This window comes from Streptomyces sp. NPDC047079 (genome assembly GCF_040643755.1).
Taxonomy (GTDB): domain Bacteria; phylum Actinomycetota; class Actinomycetes; order Streptomycetales; family Streptomycetaceae; genus Streptomyces.
Genome location: NZ_JBEYUZ010000013.1, coordinates 46,819 through 64,437, shown reverse-complemented (window position 1 = coordinate 64,437; position 17,619 = coordinate 46,819). Strand labels below are relative to the sequence as shown.

Here is a 17,619-nt window from a genome sequence, read left to right as displayed (position 1 = left end):
CGCTCATTGTGCAAGGACCCCTAAGCCGAGCGCGGAATCCCCGTGACGTGGACCACGTCACCGTATGAGGATGGTCCGCATGTCAGACACCACCAGGAGACTCCTGCCACGGGAGGTCGCCGACGCCTATGTCGACGACCTCGTCGCCCTCGACCCGGTCACCGGCACGTACCTCGGGGTGAAGGAGAGCGCGAGCAAGCTGCCCGACACCTCGCCCGCGGGCCAGGAGGCACTCGCCGAGCTGGCCCGGGCCACCCTCGCACGGCTGGACGAGGCGGAGCGCCAACCCGGCGCGGATAGTGACATCGAGCGCCGGTGCGCGCGCCTGCTGCGCGAGCGGCTGACCGCCGAACTCGCCGTGCACGAGGCGGAAGAGGGCCTCAGGACGGTGGGCAATATGCACACCTCGGTGCACTCCGTGCGTGACGTCTTCACCATCACCCCCACCGCGACCCACGAGGACTGGGCCGCCGTGGCGGAGCGCCTGCGGGCCGTGCCGGCCGCCCTGCGCGGCTACCGCGAGTCCATCGCCCTCGGTCTGGAGCGCAAGCTGTACGCGGGCCCGCGCCCGACCGCGACCTTCATCCAGCAGCTCACCGAGTGGTCGGACCTGGACGGCGAGGGCCACGGCTGGTTCGAGGACTTCGCCTCCCAGGGGCCCGAGACGCTGCGTACGGAGCTGGACGAGGCCGCCCGTGCGGCGAACGCGGCCGTCGTCGAGCTGCGTGACTGGATGCGCGACGTGTACGCGCCGGCGGTCGAGGACGCGCCGAACACGGTCGGCCGCGAGCGCTACGCCCGCTGGGCCCGCTACTTCAACGGCACGGACCTGGATCTCGACGAGGCGTACGCGTACGGCTGGGCCGAGTACCACCGCATCCTCGGCGAGATGAGGAAGGAGGCCGAGAAGGTCCTGCCCGGCGCCGAGACGCCGTGGGTCGCGCTCGCGCACCTCGATGAGCACGGAGCCCACCTCGAGGGCGTCGACGAGACCCGCGCCTGGCTCCAGGGCCTGATGGACGAGGCGATCGCAGCGCTCGACGGCACGCACTTCGAACTCGCGGAGCAGGTCCGGAAGGTGGAGTCGTGCATCGCGCCGCCGGGCAGCGCCGCGGCACCGTACTACACCTCGCCGTCCGCCGACTTCTCCCGCCCGGGCCGGACCTGGCTGCCGACGATGGGGCAGACCCGGTTCCCGGTGTACGACCTGGTCTCGACCTGGTACCACGAGGGCGTGCCCGGCCACCACCTCCAGCTCGCCCAGTGGGTGCACGTCGCGGACAACCTCTCGCGCTACCAGGCGACGGTGGGCGGTGTCAGCGCCAACGTCGAAGGCTGGGCCCTGTACGCCGAGCGCCTCATGGACGAGCTGGGCTTCCTCTCCGATCCGGAGCGGCGGCTCGGCTATCTGGACGCGCAGATGATGCGGGCGGTCCGCGTGATCATCGACATCGGTATGCATCTGGAGCTGGAGATCCCGGCGGACTCGCCTTTCCATCCGGGCGAGCGCTGGACCCCGGAGCTGGCGCAGGAGTTCTTCGGCGCGCACAGCAGCCGCCCGGCCGACTTCGTGGAGAGCGAGCTGATCCGCTACCTCTCCATGCCCGGCCAGGCGATCGGCTACAAGCTCGGCGAGCGGGCCTGGCTGCTCGGCCGCGAGAACGCCAGGAGCCGCCACGGCGAGGCGTTCGACGCGAAGGCCTGGCACATGGCGGCGCTCTCGCAGGGCTCCCTGGGCCTGGACGATCTGTTGGACGAGCTGTCCCGGCTCTGACCGCACCGCGCGGCCGGGCCCACGTCGTCGGTGTGGGCCCGGCCGTCAGCGCCGGGAGCGGCCCTCGGAGTCGATGATCGGCCGGCGATCGACCCCGCCCGGTCCGCGGCGAGCCCGGCCAGGTGTGGAGGTCGCGGCGCGCTCGATGCGCCACCTGGAGGAGGTCTCGGGCAGGATCGGCGCTCTGGGCTCGGTGACGACGAGCGTCGTCTACTCGTCCCCTCTCCCCCACCGCCCCCTCGGCCGGTGACCGCCGCGCGATGTGCCGCCCCGGCCACCGAGCCGCCTCAGCCGACTCCCCGCTGACGTACGGACGACCCTGTTCTGCCCTTGACTATCTCCAGCTGTGCGTGGATGCGTCGCCGCAGGTCCGGGACATGGCTGACGATGCCCACGCTGCGGTCCCGCTCCCGCAAAGAGTCCAGTACGTCGAGGACTTCGTCGAGGGTCTGGTCGTCGAGGCTGCCGAACCCTTCGTCGATGAAGAGGGTGTCGAGACGGACGCCGCCGGCCTCGTCGGTGACGACGTCCGCGAGGCCCAGGGCGAGCGCGAGGGAGGCGAAGAACGTCTCCCCGCCGGAGAGCGTCGCGGTGTCCCGCTCGCGTCCCGTCCACGCGTCCACGACGTGCAGGCCGAGGCCGCTGCGGCCGCGTCCGGAGCGGTCGTCGGAGTGCACGAGGGTGTAGCGGCCGGAGGACATGCGCTGGAGCCGGACGGTCGCGGCGGCCGCCACCTGTTCGAGGCGGGCGGCGAGCACATACGACTCCAGGCGCATCTTGCGTTCGTTGTCGGCGGAGGTGCCGGCCGTCAGGGACGCCAGCCGGGCCACCCGGTCGTGCTCCTCGCGCAGCGGCGCGAGACGCCGTACGGACGCGGTGGCGCGCGCGGACAACCGGTCGAGTTCGGCGCAGCGCCGGGCCGCCGCGTCCAGCGCGGACACCGCCTCCTGAAGCCGCCGGGCCGCGGCCTCGGCGGCCCGTTCGGCGGCGGCCGGGTCGGCGGGCGGCTGCTGCGCGGCGGCCACCGTGTCGGCCTCGGCCAGCATCGCGCGCACGGCGGCCCGCTCCTGCTGCCAGGCGTCCAGGCGCAGTTGCAGCTCGCGGTGGGCCGCGTCGTCCAGGAGTGCGGCGGCCGCCGCCTGCGGGGTGTCGAATCCGGCGCGGAAGGCGGCGTCGGCGAGGCGCGCGTCGGCTTCCTTGAGCCGCTGCGCGGCGTCCTCGGCGGCGCGGACGGCGTCGGCGGCCTCGGTCAGCAGGGCGGTCCTGCGCTCCAGCTGCACCGAGCGGGCGGCCACGCTCACCGCGTCGCCCCGGGCACGGTCCAACTCCTCCTGCAGCGCGCCGCGTTCCCGGTCCAGTGTGTCCCTGCGGGAGGTCCGGGCCGCCGCGCGCAGGGCTGCCTCCTGCCGGGCCGTGGCGCGTTGCTCCCGCTCGCGCTCGGCCCGTCTGAGATCCTCCTGGGCGGCGTGCAGCAGGGAGGCACCTGCCCGGGCGGCGCCGTAGAGCCGCTCCAGCTCCTCCGCCTCGGCGGCGAGGCGGCCGGCGGGTACGTCACCGGCCTCCGCGGTGGCGGCGGCCAGCGCCTCGCGTAGGGCGCCGACCCGCCGTTCGTCCTCGGCCCGCACCTCCTCGGCGTGCCGATGGGCGGCCAGGGCGCGTTCCTCCGCCTCCCGGTCGACGTGTCCGGCGACCTTCCGCGCGGGCGCCGGGTGGTCGGGCGCTCCGCAGACGGCGCAGGGTTCGCCGTCGACGAGTCCTGCGGCGAGTTCGGCGGCGATGCCCTTGAGGCGCTGTTCCTTGAGGTCGAGCCAGTGTTCATGGGCCATGAGCGCGCGTTCCCGCGCGGCCAGGGCGCGGGCCTGAGCGGCGTCGGCGTCCCGGGCCAGCCGGTCACGCTCGCGGGCCGCCTCCAGCCGCTTGCGCGCGGTCTCGCGCTGCACCGCGAGCTGCTCGGCCCGGGTGGCGTCCTCCTGGGCGGAGTCGATACGGGACTGGAGGCCCGCGAGGGTCTCCTCCCACTCGGCGAGCCAGTCCTCGGCATCCCGCAGGACCGCCTCGTCGGCGCGCTCCTCGCGGTCGAGGTCCGCGCGTTCCGCGGTGATGCCGGCGAGTCGCCGCTCGGCACGGCGGGCCGACTCCAGGCCGCCCAGTTCCTCGGCGGCGCGGCGCGCGGCGGCGGCGAGCCCCGCCGCGCCGGCGTCCGCGAAGGTGTCCGGGAGCAGGGCACGCGCGCGTGCCTCCTCGGCGGCGGCCCGCCGGTGCCGCGTCTCGGCGGCCTCCCGCAGGTCGAGGGCGGGCCCCACGGATTCGGCCTTCCGGGAGCGCTCCATGCGTGCCTGGGCCTCCTGGTGGGCGTCGGCCCGCTCTTCCAGCAGTGCCGCACGCTCCCGGGCCTCGGTGAATCTGCGCTGCAGCCGGGCCCGTTCGCGTACGTCGTCGAGAGCGCGTTCGGCGGCGGCCCGCGCCGACTCGGCGGCCCTCCGCGCACAGTCGGCGACGGTGAGCCGCTCGCGGGCCGTGCTGCGGGCGACGGCGGCCCAGCCGAGGACGGCGGCGGCGAGACCCGGGTCGCCCGGCGCCAGGTCCGGCAGGGGCAGCAGGTCGCCCGCGGCCTGCTGCATCCGGTGGGCGTCGGCGAGCAACGCGGCGTCTCCGTCGCGCACTTCCGCCTCGGTGGCGCGGCGCCGTTCGGCGAGGCGCTTTTCGACCTCGGCGAAGCGCCGGGTGTCGAAGAGCCGGCCCAGCAGCTTGCCGCGGGCCTCGGCGTCGGCGCGCAGAAAGCGGGCGAAGTCACCCTGCGGCAACAGCACGACCTGGCAGAACTGTTCACGGCTCATGCCGAGCAGCTGGGTGATCTCCTCTCCGATCTCCTGATGGGAGCGGCTGAGGTCCTTCCAGGTGGATGCGGTGGCGTCGTACTCGCGCAGCCACGTCTGTGCCTTGTCGGTGGTCGTACCGGTGCCGCGCTTCTTCGGGCGCTCCCAGGGCGGCCGGCGGGTGATCTCCAGCCGGCGTCCGGCGACGGTGAGGTCGAGCCGGATCTCGGTGCAGGTCCCCGGCGCCGCGTGGTCGCTGCGCAGCGTGAGGCCCTGGCCGCTCTGCCGGGCACCCGGAACGGCCCCGTACAACGCGTAGCACACGGCGTCCAGCACCGAGGTCTTGCCCGCCCCGGTGGGGCCGTGGAGCAGGAACAGCCCGGCGGTGGACAGTGCGTCGAAGTCGACGCTCTGGGTGCCGCCGAAGGGACCGAAGGCGGTGATGTCGAGCCGGTGCAGCCTCACAGGGCTCCTTCCGTGTCCCGAGCGTGCGAGATCACCGGGCGACCTCCCGCACGGCCTCGTCGGCGCGCACGGCGTCGAACGCGTCCTGGAGCACGACCCGTTCGCGCTCGTCGGGTCCCGCCCCGCGCACATGGGCCACGAAGTCCTCCGCGATCTGCTGGTCGGAGCGGCCCGCCAGCCGCCGCACATAGGACGCGGCGGGATCCTCGGGGGCGCGTTCGGGGTCGAAGACGAGGCTGAGGGTGTGCGGGAAACGCCCGGTCAGCCGGGCCATGGGCTCGGGCGGCCGCACCGGGTCGGTGAGCGTGGCCTCCACCCACGCCTCCGTGTGGCGCTCCAGCTCCGGGTCCGCGAGCAGGTCCTCCAGACTCCCCCGGATCCGGGCGAGGGGGCGCGGCAGCGGGCAGGCGACGCGGTCCGCGGTCACGGAGCCGTCGGCCCCGAGGTCGACGAGCCACATGCTCTTGCGGTGGTCGGCCTCGGAGAAGGAGTACGGCAGCGGGGAGCCGGAGTAACGCACGCGCTCGGTGATGGTCTGGCTGCCGTGCAGATGCCCGAGGGCCGCGTAGTCCACCCCGGCGAAGACGCCCGCGGGTACCGCGGCGACCCCGCCGACCGTGATGTCCCGTTCGCTGTCGCTGGGCTCGCCCCCGGTGACGAAGGCGTGGGCGAGGACGACGGAGCGGGTTCCCGGCGGTCGCGTCGCGAGGTCGGCGCGGACCCGGTCCATGGCGGCCGCCAGCACCGACTCGTGGGTGGCCTTCCTGACACCGAACTCGTCCTTGACGAGGGCCGGTTCGAGATACGGCAGGCCGTAGAAGGCGACGTCCCCGTGGGCGTCCGGCAGCAGGACCGGAGTGCCGCAGGCGGCGGGCCCGGTGCGCAGATGGATGCCGGCGCGGCCGATGAGTCCGGCGCCGACGCCGAGGCGTCGCGCCGAGTCGTGGTTCCCGGAGATCATCACCGTGGGCACGCCCAGGTCGGCGAGGCGGTGCAGGGCGTCGTCGAACAGTTCGATCGCGGCCAGCGGCGGAACCGCCCGGTCGTACACGTCTCCCGACACCGCCACGGCGTCCACGCCGCGCTCGCGCACGGTCGTGACGAGGTGGTCGATGAACGCGGCCTGGGCCTCAAGCATGTTCACACGGTGGAACGCCCGCCCCAGATGCCAGTCGGACGTGTGCAGCAATCTCAAGAAACCGCTCCGACCTGCACGTCTCCCCCTACCGCACCTCTACGACCGGCACGAACCGGGCACTGACTCCCGGTCCGCGCCCACCACGCTAACCCCTCTCGGCGGCTGCTCCCTCACGAACCTCGACCTGTCATCCCCCTGCCCGAGGCCCGATACTGCGACATATCCGCCATCATCCGGCTCCCTGCGAGGAGGACTCAGCCCGGAGTCTCACCGTCCGGAGTCCACGTCCCCGTACGCCTCTTCGCCCAGTTCCAACCCGGCCGTGCCCGCGGTGGCGTCCGCGAGCCAGGCGCGGAAGGCCTCGACGTCGGCGTCGGGCAGTGCGATCTCGATGGTGACGGCCTCTCCGTAACGCACGTCGCGCACCTCGCGGCCGGTCGCCCTCAGGTCGTTCTGCACCTTGCCCGCGCGCTGATGGTCCACGGTCACCGTGGCGAGCCGGAAACGGCGGCGGGTGAGGGTGCCGAGGGTGTCCAGTGCCTCGCCGACCGCTCCCCCGTACGCCCTGATGAGCCCGCCCGCCCCGAGCTTCACCCCGCCGTAGTAGCGGGTGACGACGGCGACGACGTACCGCATGTCGCGGCGCAGCAGCATCTGGAGCATGGGGACGCCGGCGGTGCCGCCCGGTTCGCCGTCGTCGTTCGCCTTCTGGATCGCGGCGTCGGCGCCGATGACGTACGCGTAGCAGTTGTGGGTGGCGTCCGTGTGCTCCTTGCGGACGCGGGCGATGAACTCCTGCGCCTGGAGTTCGGTGGCGGCCGGGGCGAGGGCGCACAGGAAGCGGGAGCGGTTGACCTCGGTCTCGTGCACGCCCGCGCGGGCGACGGTGCGGTACTCGTCCTGCATCACGCCAGCCTATGCGGCGCGCCCGGGCACGCCGCACGAGGGCGTCGACGGGGCCGCGGTGGGGCGGGGCGGACGCGGCGGGCCCCGGCTCTTACGAGGCATCCGCCCGATGTGCCGCAGCTCTCACCCGGCTCCTTCCGGCCTCGACGCGTTCGCCCCCGGCACCCGGGCATACGGCCCCGTAGTGGATACTCGCTCGTCGTTGTCCCCGGGTTCCGGGCCGTTCGAAGCCCGGGACCAGAGCCGTGGCCCCGCGGGGCCGCCCGAGCGAACGCAGGAGAGCACAGCATGACCGGCACCCAGGTGGAGAGCCCGGACGCCGCCGAGCCCGACCATGTGCGGCCCTCCGCCGCCACGACCCGCTGGCGGGGCTGGCTCCTGGAGGGCCTGAGCGAGCGGACGGCCCGGCACCCTGGCCCGCACGCCACCCCGGACGACGAGCACGAGGGGCACTCCTGGTGGCGCGTCATGTGCCTGACCGGCGTGGACTACTTCTCCACCCTCGGCTACCAGCCCGGTATCGCCGCCCTCGCGGCCGGGTTGCTGTCGCCGCTCGCGACGCTCGTGCTGATCGCGCTGACCCTTCTCGGGGCGCTCCCCGTCTACCGCCGGGTGGCCCACGAGAGCCCCCACGGCGAGGGCTCGATCGCCATGCTGGAGCGGCTGTTGCCGTGGTGGGCGGGGAAGGTCCTCGTACTGGTGCTGCTCGGCTTCGCGGCCACCGACTTCATGATCACGATGACCTTGTCGGCCGCGGACGCCGCCGCGCACGTCGTGGAGAACCCGTACGCCCCGCACTGGGCCGACGGCGGCAACACCTGGATCACCCTGCTTCTGCTCGCCGCGCTCGGCGCCGTCTTCCTGAAGGGGTTCAAGGAGGCCATCGGCATCGCCGTGACGCTGGTCGCCACGTACCTCACCCTCAACGTGATCGTGCTCGCCGTCGCCGTCTGGGAGGTGCTGAGCCATCCGGTGAGCATCGGCGACTGGACGGACGCGATGACCGCCGAGCACTCCTCGCCTCTCGCCATGATCGGCGTGGCGCTTCTCGTCTTTCCTAAGCTGGCGCTCGGCATGTCCGGCTTCGAGACGGGTGTGGCCGTGATGCCCCAGGTCAAGGGCGATCCGTCGGACACCTACGCCCATCCGGCCGGGCGTGTGCGGGACACCCGGAAGCTGCTCACCACGGCCGCCGTGATCATGAGCTGTCTTCTGCTGCTGTCCAGCCTGGCCACGACGATCCTGATCCCCCAGGACGCCTTCAAGAGCGGCGGCCCCGCCAACGGACGCGCGCTCGCCTATCTCGCGCACGAACACCTGGGCGGGGCCTTCGGCACGGTGTACGACGTCGCGACCATCGCGATCCTCTGGTTCGCGGGCGCCTCCGCGATGGCCGGGCTGCTCAACCTGGTGCCGCGCTATCTTCCGCGCTACGGCATGGCCCCGGAGTGGACCCGCGCCGTCCGCCCCTTGGTCCTGGTCTTCATGGTGGCCGCCGTCCTCATCACGCTGTGGTTCAACGCCGACGTCGACGCCCAGAGCGGCGCGTACGCGACGGGTGTGCTCGTGCTGATGCTCTCCGCGGCGTTCGCCTCGACGGTCGCCGTGCACCGGCGGGGCCACCGGGCCGCCGCGCTCGGCTTCGGAACGATCACCGCGGTCCTCGCCTACACCCTGGTCACCAATGTGATCGAGCGCCCCGACGGCATCAAGATCGCACTGATCTTCATCCTCGCGATCCTGGTCACATCGTTCGCCTCGCGGGTGCACCGTGCCTTTGAACTCCGTGCCGCGGCCGTCACCTTCGACGAGGCGGCGACCCGCTTCGTCGAGGAGGCGGCGGCGCACGGACCGCTGCGGCTGATCGCCAACGAACCCCAGGAGCACAGCAGGCGCGAGTACCGCGCCAAGGAGTACAGCCAGCGGGAACAGACGCACATCCCGGACGGACGGCCGGTGCTGTTCCTGGAGGTCTTCGTCACCGACTCCTCGGACTTCACCGCCGATCTCAGGGTCCACGGCGACGAGAAGCACGGGGTGCGCAGGCTGAGGGTGGCGGGCGCGACCGTGCCCAACACCATCGCTGCGGTCCTGATGGAGCTGCGCGACCGCACCGGCCAGGTGCCGCACGCCTACTTCAACTGGACCGAGGGCGCCCCGTTCAGCCATCTGCTGCGCTTCCTCGTGTTCGGGGACGGCGAGGTGGCCCCGGTCACCCGTGAGGTGCTGCGCCGCGCCGAGCCCGATCCGGTGCGCCGCCCTCGGATCCACGTCGGCTAGTGCTGTGACCGGAAGGGTTTGCCGGAAAGCTCGCGGCGTCCGGTGCAGGGGGCACCTCCCAGCGGTAGCTGGGGGAGCATCGCAAGGCGGAGCATCGCCCGCGTACTGGATGTACTCGGGTGATGCGACAACGCGGAGAGGTGCCGTGCCGGGCGTCGCGGACCCGGGCTGATCCAAACGAAACCCTGGTGCCGCCGGTCGCGGCCGGGCGGCGCCGCCGCTACCTCTTCCTTCCCCTCGGCACGATCACCTCCGTCAGGAGCGCCGTGCCGGGGGCGAGAGCCTCCCAGGTGCCGCCGTGGGAGGCGAGGACCGCGATCGCCGCGGTGGGGAACTTGGTGCCGACGCGCTCCAGCGTGTCGTCGAGCCCCTGCCCGGCGAGGGCGAGCACCAGATCCGTGAGCCCCGGGTTGTGCCCGATCAGCAGCAGCGTCCTAACCCCTGCGGGCACCTCGTGCACGGCCTCCAGCAGATCGGGTACGTCGGCGGCGTACAGCCGCGCCTCGAAGCGAACGGGCGGCGGGATGCTCCACTGGGCCGAGGCCAGCTCCCAGGTCTGGCGGGCGCGCACGGCGGTGGAGCACAGCGCGAGGTCGGGCAGGCAGTCGGCCTCGACGAGCGCCCGCCCCGCGGCCGGGGCGTCCCTGAGGCCGCGCGGCGCGAGCGGCCGTTCATGGTCGGCGACGTCCTCGGGCCAGGCGGACTTGGCGTGCCGCAGGACGACGAGCCTGCGCAGCGGGCCGGACCCGGCACGGGGGATCACGCCCGGGTCCCGATCTCGCGTGCGAGGTCCAGGCCGAGCAGCCGGTCGGCGTAGGCGTACGTCTCGAAGCGCGCGCCCTCCGGCAGTTCGTGGTCGCCCTCCACGCGCTCGAGCACCCGAAGGACGGCCGGTACGTCGAGGTCGTCCTCCCAGGCGGTGCGCAACTCGTGCCGCACCTGTTCCGGGATGGGCCGCGAGCGGTGGGTCGCCCAGCCGGCGACGACCCGGCGCCAGCGTCCGAGTGTGTCGTGCGCCGCGGTCAGGGCGGCCGTGTCGAGGGCCGCGGGCCGGCGGCGAGGGCGGGCGAGCAGGGCGAGACGCACGGCCGACGGCGGGGCGGCGGTGTCGGCGGGTCCGGTGGCCGGGGCGACCTCGATGCGCACCCCGTCGGGTGCCGTGTGTTTCGCCCCGACGACGTGCAGGGCCCGGCCGAGGCCCGGCGCGTCCGGCTCCGCGGGGCGGATGCCGAGGGCGTCGGCTCGTTCCCGGAGGGCGGCGGACGGGGCGGCGACCGTGACCACGGGCGTGCCGCCGAGTTCCAGGGCCCGGGCCAGCACGTCGGCCACCAGCAGCACCCGCAGGGCCGAGGTGTCGGCCCCGGTGACATGGGCGTGGACGCGGACCAGGCCGGGTCGGATGTCGGTGGACTCGCCACTGCGGGCGTCGATGATACGGAGCACGGGGCGAGCGTAGGCGGACGACGGCGCCGGCGCAGGGAGGTGGGGCTCGTTCCGGTCCCGTGGGCCGGGCTCCCCGGCGCGGGGAATCCCGCTGTGCCACCCACTGTTGGCCCACAGCAGACGGCGCGGGCCTGCCGCGTCGCGTGACGTCGAAGGAGACCGGCCGTGTACGGCGACTCAGCAACGATCCGCAAGATCCTCACCGAGCTGGGCGACACCTGGGCGATCGTGGGCCTGTCCGGGAACGAGCGCCGTGCCGCCTACGGGGTCGCCGCGGTGCTCCAGCGCTTCGGCAAACGGATCGTGCCGGTCCATCCCAAGGCGGAGACGGTCCACGGCGAGCAGGGCTACCCGTCGCTGGACGCGATCCCGTTCCCGGTCGACGTCGTCGACGTCTTCGTCAACAGCGACCTGGCGGGCCCGGTGGCCGACCAGGCCGCCGCGATCGGCGCCAAGGCCGTCTGGTTCCAGCTGGGTGTGATCGACGAGGACGCGTACGAACGCACCCGCGCGGCCGGTCTGGAGATGGTGATGGACCGCTGCCCGGCCATCGAGATTCCCTCCCTGCGGTAGTCCGCCGAGCCCCATCGGGTGAACGGACTCGCGGGTCACACGTGTTCGAGCGGGCCTCGCGGATACGGTTGATACCGACAAGTAACTGGTCAGGCGGCGACGAGGAGTCTGCCCCCCGCCACCGCCAGCATCGACGAGACGGAGCCGCCCCAGGCGCCGAACTCGCCGGACTCGATGACGCCGTCCCCGCCGAACTCGCGGAGCAGCACAACACGGTAGTGGCGTCGAGCCGCTCGACGTACGGGCGCCACACCTTGCCGACCAGGCAGCGGAAGGCTCCTCGGTTTGCATCCGCCTTCCCTCCTGGCAGCCACGCGGCCGAGTTTCGCAGCCGGCGGGCGCTGCGTGATGACAGTCGTCCGCCTGCCCCCGTGGAGTCCTCGCGCCGGCGAAGTCTCCCGGAGGCAGCGGCCGGAACCGTCCGGGAGGCAGTATGTGGGCCGTACTCGAGCAAGTGGCCGGAGTTGCTCCGCAGCTCTTCCTTTACGCCGTCGCCCTCTTCGTCGTCATGATCCTCCTGGCGCTCGTCATCAGCCTGCGCCAGGCGGAGGCGTCGGAACGCCCCGAGATCATCAGAGCCCTGGCGGATCTGATGGCGTTCTGGAAGAAGAGGTGACGGGACCGCCGCCGCTCTCCGCGGCGGTGGCCGGGGATCCGGCCTTGTTTCAGCGGGCCAGCCGCCCCAGCAGCGACGAGGCCGACGTGACGCCCACAGCCGCGGCCACCAGCAGCACGCCGAAGTCGAGCAGCAGGTGGGAGGGTGTGCCCAGCAGCAGGCCGCGCAGCGCGTCGACCTGGTAGCTGAGGGGGTTGACCTTGCTGGCGGCCTGGAGCCAGCCGGGCATGACGGCCACCGGGTAGAGGGCGTTGGAGCCGAAGAAGAGCGGCATCGTGATCGCCTGGCCGATGCCCATCAGCCGGTCGCGGGTCAGGACGATGCCCGCGATGGTCATGGACAGACAGGAGAAGAAGGCCGAGCCCAGGACGACGGCCAGCGCAACGCCCAGCAGCCGCAAGGGGTTCCAGGTCATCGCGACGCCGAGCAGTGCCGCGATCACGACGACCACCAGCGCCTGGATCAGCGCCTTCACCCCGGAGGCGAACGCCTTGCCGGTGATGAGCGCCGTCCGGGGGGTCGGTGTGACCAGCAGCTTGGTGAGGATGCCTGCGTCCCGCTCCCAGATGATCATGATGCCGTAGAAGATGGCGATGAACATCGCGGACTGGGCGATGATCCCGGGGGCCAGATAGTCGAGGTACGGGATGTCTCCGGTGGGGATGGCCTTGATCCGGGTGAACGTCTCCCCGAAGATCAGCAGCCACAGTGCCGGCTGGATCGCGCGCGTGTACAGCTCGGTGCGGTCGTGGCGCAGCTTCTGCAGCTCCACCGCGCACATCGCGGCGACCCGGGCAGGCAGTACCCTCCAGCCGGCGCGTGCCCGGGGCGGGTCCAACAGCAGGCCCAGGTCCGGCCGTGAGGCGCCGTCAGCCGACGCGAGAGGCGGTGCGGCGGGTGCTTCGGACATGGCGGAAGTCTCCTGACTGGTCGTCGAGGCCGCTGCCTGCGACGTCACGGAAGACGTCCTCCAGCGTCGGCAGCGGGCCTTGGGTGCCGAGCCGTTCCCGAAGGCCGTTCCTCAGCTCGGCGGGGGTGCCGAGGGCACGGACGCGGCCACGGTGCATCAGGGCGACCCGGTCGCAGTACTGGTCGGCCTCGTCCATGTAGTGGGTGGTGACGAGGACGGTCATGCCGGTGGCGGCGCGGACGGCGTTGATGTGCTCCCACACGTTCGTCCGGGCGATCGGGTCCAGCCCGATGGTCGGCTCGTCGAGGATCAGCAGCCGGGGCGCGCTGACCAGCGCCTGGGCGAGTTCCAGCCGGCGCACCATCCCGCCGGAGTACGTCTTCGCCAGACGGTCGGCCGCGGCCGTCAGATCCACGGCGGCGAGGGCCTGTTCGACGCGCCGGGCCCGCTCGCGGCGGGAGACGTCGAAGACCCGGGCGAACAGGGCGACGTTCTCCCGGCCGGTGAGCCCCGCGTCGGCGGAAAGCTGCTGCGGCACGTAACCGAGCAGCCGCCGTACGGCCATGCGCTCGCGGGCCGCGTCGTGGCCCAAGACGCGGACCCTCCCCGGCGGGACCGGCAGGAGCGTGGTCATACAACGGATCGCGGTGGTCTTGCCCGCGCCGTTCGGACCCAGTAGTCCGAACACCTCGCCGTCACGGACGGAGAGGTCGAGCCCGTCGACCGCCGTCGTCTCCCCGAAGGAGTAGCGGAGTCCGGTACAGCTGACGGCGTCCATCGTCGGGGCCTCGCCGTCCGTCGCGCTGTTCGTCATGTCTCCTCGCCCTCCTCGTGCAGGTTCTCCGCCAGCTTGCGCAGGGCGGGCAGGGCCGCCTGAAGCGCCTCGCGGTCCTCTTCGTCGAGACGGGCCAGCTGACGGCGTACGAGTGCGGTGCGCCGCTCGTGCCAGTCGCGCAGCCGCGCCTCCGCCGCCTCGGTGGGCAGCAGCCGCGCGGCCCGCCGGTCGGCGGGGTGCGTCTCACGGACGAGATAGCCGTCTCGCGCCAGCTGGTTGACCAGCGTGGACACCGAGTTTCCCGCCAGGTACAGCTCCTTGGCGGCGTCCGACACCCCGATGCCCGGGCGGGCCACCACCAGGCGCAGCAGTTCGACCTCCGCACCGCGCAGGCGCGGAGGCCCGGCCCCGATGCGCAGCCGCCGTCTCATCAGCCGCTGTACCGCCACCAGAGCGGTGGCCAGGTCGTCGGCGAAGCTTTCGGACCCCACACTCCCAAGATTACCTCTGTGTCAGAGGTATTGGGGGAAAGAGAAGGTCAAGGGGGTAGGGGCACATCAGCCGCTCGTCCCCGTCAGTGGTGGTGCGGCTCCTCACGGTGCACCGGGCCGTGCGGGGCGTCGCAGTGCCCGGGGTCGTCCGCCGTGGTGCGGTCACCGGGGAGCGCCACTTGCAGGACCCGTTCGGGGGCGTGGTCGACCTGGAGGGTGGTGTGGGTGATGCCGTAGCTCTGGCGCAGCACGTCCTCCAGGTCGCGGCGGACGGCGTGACAGTCGCCGCCCGGCTCCACCAGGATGTGCGCGGACAGCGCGGCCTGGCCGGAGGTGATCTGCCAGACGTGCAGATCGTGCACCTCGACGACGTCCGGCCGGGCGACCAGCCGGTCGCCGAGCGCGTCCGGATCGATGTCGGCCGGAGCGGCCTCCAGGAAGATACGACCCGACTCGCGCAGCAGTCCGTAGGCCGCCTTCACCATCAGCGCGACGACCAGGAGGGTGGCGATGGGGTCGGCGCGCTCGAAACCCGTGAGGAGGACCACGAGTGCGGCGACCGCGGTGCCGATGAAGGCGAACAGGTCGTTCAGGACGTGCTGGTAGGCGCCCTCCACGTTGAGGGAGGCGCGGTTGGCCTTGGAGATGCACCAGGCAGCGGCCACGTTCACGACGATTCCGGCGAGCGCGGTGGCCAGCATCGGGCCGCCCGCGACCTGCGGCGGGTCGATGAGCCGTCGTACGGCCTCGTACGCCAGCCAGGCCCCGAGTAGCAGCAGCGTGAGGCCGTTGACCTGGGCGGAGAGGATGTCCGCGCGCTTGAGGCCGTAGGTGTATCCGCCACGGGCCGGGCGGGCGGCCAGTCGCATCGCGATGAGCGCGAGCACGATGGAGGCGGCGTCGGTGAGCATATGGGCCGCGTCGGAGAGCAGGGCCAGGGAGCCGGCGAGGACACCGACGACCACCTCGGCCGCCATGAACAGGGTGATCACGGCGAGCGCGCCGCCCAGCCAGCGGCGGTCGGCACCCGCCGACACACCGTGGGAGTGCCCCGCGTGACTCCCGGGTCCGTGCCCGTGACCGTGGCCGCTCATCTGCTCCGCCTTCCCCCTCGATCGGGCGCCTCACCGCAGTGAAACGCATGGCGGCACCTCGAGGCAAAGGCTGCATCGGTGACCGTTGTCATGTCCGATAATACGTCGCTGACCTGCATAAACCGCGAGCCGATCAGGGATGCTGCGGGTCGCGGCGGCCAAGCGGTCCGTCGCCCCGGCCGTGCCGCCACGTCACAACCCGACGGCCCCGTCGATCCGCTCCCGCAGCAGGTCCGCGTGACCGTTGTGGCGGGCGTACTCCTCGATCATGTGGACAAGCACCCAGCGCAGCGACACGGTGCCACGCCAGGCGTCGTGGCCTTCGAGGTCGAGATGCGGCGCCTTGGCGACGAACGCCTCGGCGAAGGCGATCTCGGCACGCCAGGCGTCCCAGGCCCGGGTCACGACCGCCGGGTCGGGCACGGCGCCGGTGAAGTCGCGGTCTGGGTCGGACGGCGAGGAGAACAGGGGCCGGGCGTCCTCGGCGGCCAGGACGCGGCGGAACCAGCGGCGTTCCACATCGGCGAGGTGCCGCAGCAGTCCGAGCAGCGAGAGCGTGGACGGCGCCACCGATCGCTGCGAGAGCCGCGTGCCGAGGTCCGTGCACTTGAGCTCCAGCGTGACGCGCTGGGCGGCGAGGAAAGCGACCAGCAGGGTGCGTTCGTCGCCGGTGGCGGGGCCGAGGGTGCGAGGGTCGCGCTCGGCGGGGACGAACATGTCGGCTCTTCTGCGCGCAGGGGTCATGGGCCCATCATGGTGCGCTTTGGAACGCCCGTGTGCCGGACAGTGGATCTCAGCCCGTACATCGGGGGCATCGGCCCGTGTAGCGGTCGATCAGATCGCGCCATCCGGCCTCCACGCGCTCGAGCGACATCCCTCGGGCGGTGAGCAGATGGTCGACCAGCACCGTCTCCAGATAGCCGAGCAGCAGGTGGGCCACGAGTTCGGTGTCGCCGTCCACCCGCGCCTCACGCAGCAGCATGCAGACGTGGGCCAGTCGGAAACGGTATGCGGGGCCCGTCCGGCGGCGGCCGGGCTCGATGTGGGCCTCCAGATAGAAGTCCCGGTGGGTGTGCTCGTGGCGGATGACGGCCGAGCCGAAGGCGTACAGCCGCTCCTGCGGGGGCGCACCGGGGCCGAGCGGCGGCGGTCCCGAGACGAAGGCGGCCTGGAGTTGCTGTTCGTAATGACTGAGGAGCTCCACGAGCAGGCCCGTGCGGTCGCCGAAGCGCCGGAAGACGGTGCCCTTGCCGACGCCCGCCCCGCAGGCGATGTCCTCCATGGTGACGTTGGCGATGCCGCGCTCGGCGGCCAGTCGGGCGGCGACCTCCAGCAACCGGGTGCGGTTGCGTGCGGCGTCCGCGCGCAGCTGGGGCGTCTCGCCCGGCGGCCGCAGGGCGAGGTCCGTGGGGCCGCCCTGGTCGTCCTCGGGCGCGGGGAATGGCGCGAACGGCTCGGTCATGGCTTCAGAATACCGCGCGAGGAAGACAAACGGACCACGGTCCGGTTACGGTAGGCCATGAAGTGGACCGGGGTCCGGTTATGGTGGTACATCATTCAACGGACTCGGACGGTCCGTTTGTTATCGATCTCTTCATCCTGGAGTTTCGCCATGTCCGTACGCATTCTCGCCCTGGTCGGCAGCCTTCGCGCCGGTTCCCACAACCGTCAGCTCGCCGAGGCGGCCGTGAAGCACGCCCCCGAGGGCGTCGAGGTCGTGCTGCACGAGGGTCTGGGCCAGGTGCCCTTCTACAACGAGGACATCGACGTCGAGGGCAGCGTTCCCGAGGCCGCGACCGCGCTGCGCACCGCCGCCGCCCAGGCCGACGCGCTGCTGCTCTTCTCGCCCGAGTACAACGGCACCATCCCGGCCGTACTGAAGAACGCGATCGACTGGCTGTCCCGTCCGTACGGCGCCGGCGCCCTGACCGGCAAGCCGGTCGCCGTCGTCGGCACCGCGTTCGGCCAGTACGGCGGCGTCTGGGCGCAGGACGAGACCCGCAAGGCCGTGGGCATCGCCGGCGCCACGGTCGTCGAGGAGGCCAAGCTCTCCATCCCCGGCTCCGTCACTCGCTTCGCCGAGACCCACCCCGCGGACGACTCCGAGGTCGTCGAGGGCCTGACCAAGGTCATCGAGCAGCTGTCCCAGGCCGCGCCCGCCGGCGTCTGACCCTCCGGGCTCCGGCTCCAGCGCCGGCCCGAAGCGTGACCAGGCCGTGGGCCGGGACCGAGAGGCCCTGGCCCACGGCCGCGGTCATATCCGCTCGCGAGGGGCCGGGACACCGCGCGCACGCGGCGCACACCGATTCCATGGACGTGCTCAACGCACGTACGTTCG

Annotated in this window: 16 protein-coding genes and 1 pseudogene; 6 read left to right on the top strand and 11 right to left on the bottom strand. The window is 72.6% G+C overall.

Going from position 1 to position 17,619, the window contains the following annotated elements; translation table 11 throughout:
• The first annotated feature begins 79 nt into the window (after positions 1–79).
• Both ABZ823_RS18695 and ABZ823_RS18690 read left to right on the top strand, forming a co-directional pair.
• Positions 80–1,774 (top strand): DUF885 domain-containing protein, encoded by a 1,695-nt coding sequence (locus ABZ823_RS18695; RefSeq protein ID WP_361661004.1) that lies wholly within the window; start codon positions 80–82, stop codon positions 1,772–1,774.
• Positions 1,775–1,898: 124 nt separating this feature from the next.
• Positions 1,899–2,024, top strand: a pseudogene (locus tag ABZ823_RS18690) (Lrp/AsnC family transcriptional regulator); the annotation flags it as partial.
• A 37-nt stretch (positions 2,025–2,061) separates the two neighbouring features.
• On the opposite strand, the gene ABZ823_RS18685 reads toward ABZ823_RS18690, so the two are convergent.
• The 3 genes from ABZ823_RS18685 to ABZ823_RS18675 all read right to left on the bottom strand — a co-directional run bounded on the left by ABZ823_RS18685 (position 2,062) and on the right by ABZ823_RS18675 (position 7,099).
• A complete protein-coding gene (locus ABZ823_RS18685; protein ID WP_361661001.1) occupies positions 2,062–5,055 on the bottom strand; it encodes an SMC family ATPase in 2,994 nt (997 codons plus the stop codon).
• Positions 5,056–5,086: 31 nt separating this feature from the next.
• Positions 5,087–6,250 (bottom strand): exonuclease SbcCD subunit D, encoded by a 1,164-nt coding sequence (locus ABZ823_RS18680; protein ID WP_361660998.1) that lies wholly within the window; start codon positions 6,248–6,250, stop codon positions 5,087–5,089.
• A gap of 210 nt (positions 6,251–6,460) precedes the next feature.
• Positions 6,461–7,099: a YigZ family protein gene (locus tag ABZ823_RS18675; RefSeq protein WP_361660995.1), complete on the bottom strand. Its 639-nt coding sequence runs from the start codon at positions 7,097–7,099 to the stop codon at positions 6,461–6,463.
• Positions 7,100–7,387: 288 nt separating this feature from the next.
• Between ABZ823_RS18675 and ABZ823_RS18670 the strand changes: the two genes are divergently transcribed.
• Complete coding sequence (locus ABZ823_RS18670; protein WP_361660993.1) at positions 7,388–9,379, top strand: amino acid transporter; 1,992 nt, start codon at positions 7,388–7,390, stop codon at positions 9,377–9,379.
• A gap of 220 nt (positions 9,380–9,599) precedes the next feature.
• On the opposite strand, the gene ABZ823_RS18665 is transcribed toward ABZ823_RS18670, so the two are convergent.
• Positions 9,600–10,142, bottom strand: a complete 543-nt coding sequence (locus ABZ823_RS18665; protein ID WP_361660990.1) for a histidine phosphatase family protein — start codon at positions 10,140–10,142, stop codon at positions 9,600–9,602.
• Positions 10,139–10,822 carry a hypothetical protein gene (locus ABZ823_RS18660; protein WP_361660987.1) on the bottom strand — a complete coding sequence of 228 codons (684 nt, stop codon included), beginning with the start codon at positions 10,820–10,822 and terminating at the stop codon, positions 10,139–10,141. The genes ABZ823_RS18665 and ABZ823_RS18660 overlap by 4 nt, the downstream gene beginning before the upstream one ends.
• 165 nt (positions 10,823–10,987) lie before the next feature.
• Between ABZ823_RS18660 and ABZ823_RS18655 the strand changes: the two genes are divergently transcribed.
• Complete coding sequence (locus ABZ823_RS18655; RefSeq protein ID WP_361660984.1) at positions 10,988–11,395, top strand: CoA-binding protein; 408 nt, start codon at positions 10,988–10,990, stop codon at positions 11,393–11,395.
• Positions 11,396–11,849: 454 nt separating this feature from the next.
• Entirely contained in the window at positions 11,850–12,011 is a 162-nt protein-coding gene (locus ABZ823_RS18650; protein ID WP_361660981.1) for a hypothetical protein, read from the top strand.
• Positions 12,012–12,060: 49 nt separating this feature from the next.
• On the opposite strand, the gene ABZ823_RS18645 is transcribed toward ABZ823_RS18650, so the two are convergent.
• From ABZ823_RS18645 to ABZ823_RS18620, 6 genes are all read right to left on the bottom strand, one after another.
• The gene (locus tag ABZ823_RS18645) at positions 12,061–12,921 is read right to left on the bottom strand and encodes an ABC transporter permease (protein WP_361660978.1); all 861 of its coding nucleotides are present in this window, start codon (positions 12,919–12,921) and stop codon (positions 12,061–12,063) included.
• Complete coding sequence (locus ABZ823_RS18640; protein ID WP_361660975.1) at positions 12,881–13,735, bottom strand: ATP-binding cassette domain-containing protein; 855 nt, start codon at positions 13,733–13,735, stop codon at positions 12,881–12,883. The genes ABZ823_RS18645 and ABZ823_RS18640 overlap by 41 nt, the downstream gene beginning before the upstream one ends.
• The gene (locus ABZ823_RS18635; protein WP_361660971.1) at positions 13,732–14,187 is read right to left on the bottom strand and encodes a MarR family transcriptional regulator; all 456 of its coding nucleotides are present in this window, start codon (positions 14,185–14,187) and stop codon (positions 13,732–13,734) included. Before ABZ823_RS18635 ends, ABZ823_RS18640 begins: the two co-directional genes overlap by 4 nt.
• Before the next feature lie 83 nt (positions 14,188–14,270).
• Positions 14,271–15,281: a cation diffusion facilitator family transporter gene (locus ABZ823_RS18630; RefSeq protein WP_361660968.1), complete on the bottom strand. Its 1,011-nt coding sequence runs from the start codon at positions 15,279–15,281 to the stop codon at positions 14,271–14,273.
• Positions 15,282–15,473: 192 nt separating this feature from the next.
• Positions 15,474–16,025 (bottom strand): DinB family protein, encoded by a 552-nt coding sequence (locus tag ABZ823_RS18625; protein WP_361660965.1) that lies wholly within the window; start codon positions 16,023–16,025, stop codon positions 15,474–15,476.
• A 49-nt stretch (positions 16,026–16,074) separates the two neighbouring features.
• Positions 16,075–16,743 (bottom strand): TetR/AcrR family transcriptional regulator, encoded by a 669-nt coding sequence (locus ABZ823_RS18620; RefSeq protein WP_361660962.1) that lies wholly within the window; start codon positions 16,741–16,743, stop codon positions 16,075–16,077.
• Between the two features lie 150 nt (positions 16,744–16,893).
• On the opposite strand from ABZ823_RS18620, the gene ABZ823_RS18615 reads away from it, so the two are divergent.
• The gene (locus tag ABZ823_RS18615) at positions 16,894–17,451 is read left to right on the top strand and encodes an NADPH-dependent FMN reductase (protein ID WP_361660959.1); all 558 of its coding nucleotides are present in this window, start codon (positions 16,894–16,896) and stop codon (positions 17,449–17,451) included.
• The last annotated feature ends 168 nt before the right edge of the window (positions 17,452–17,619 follow it).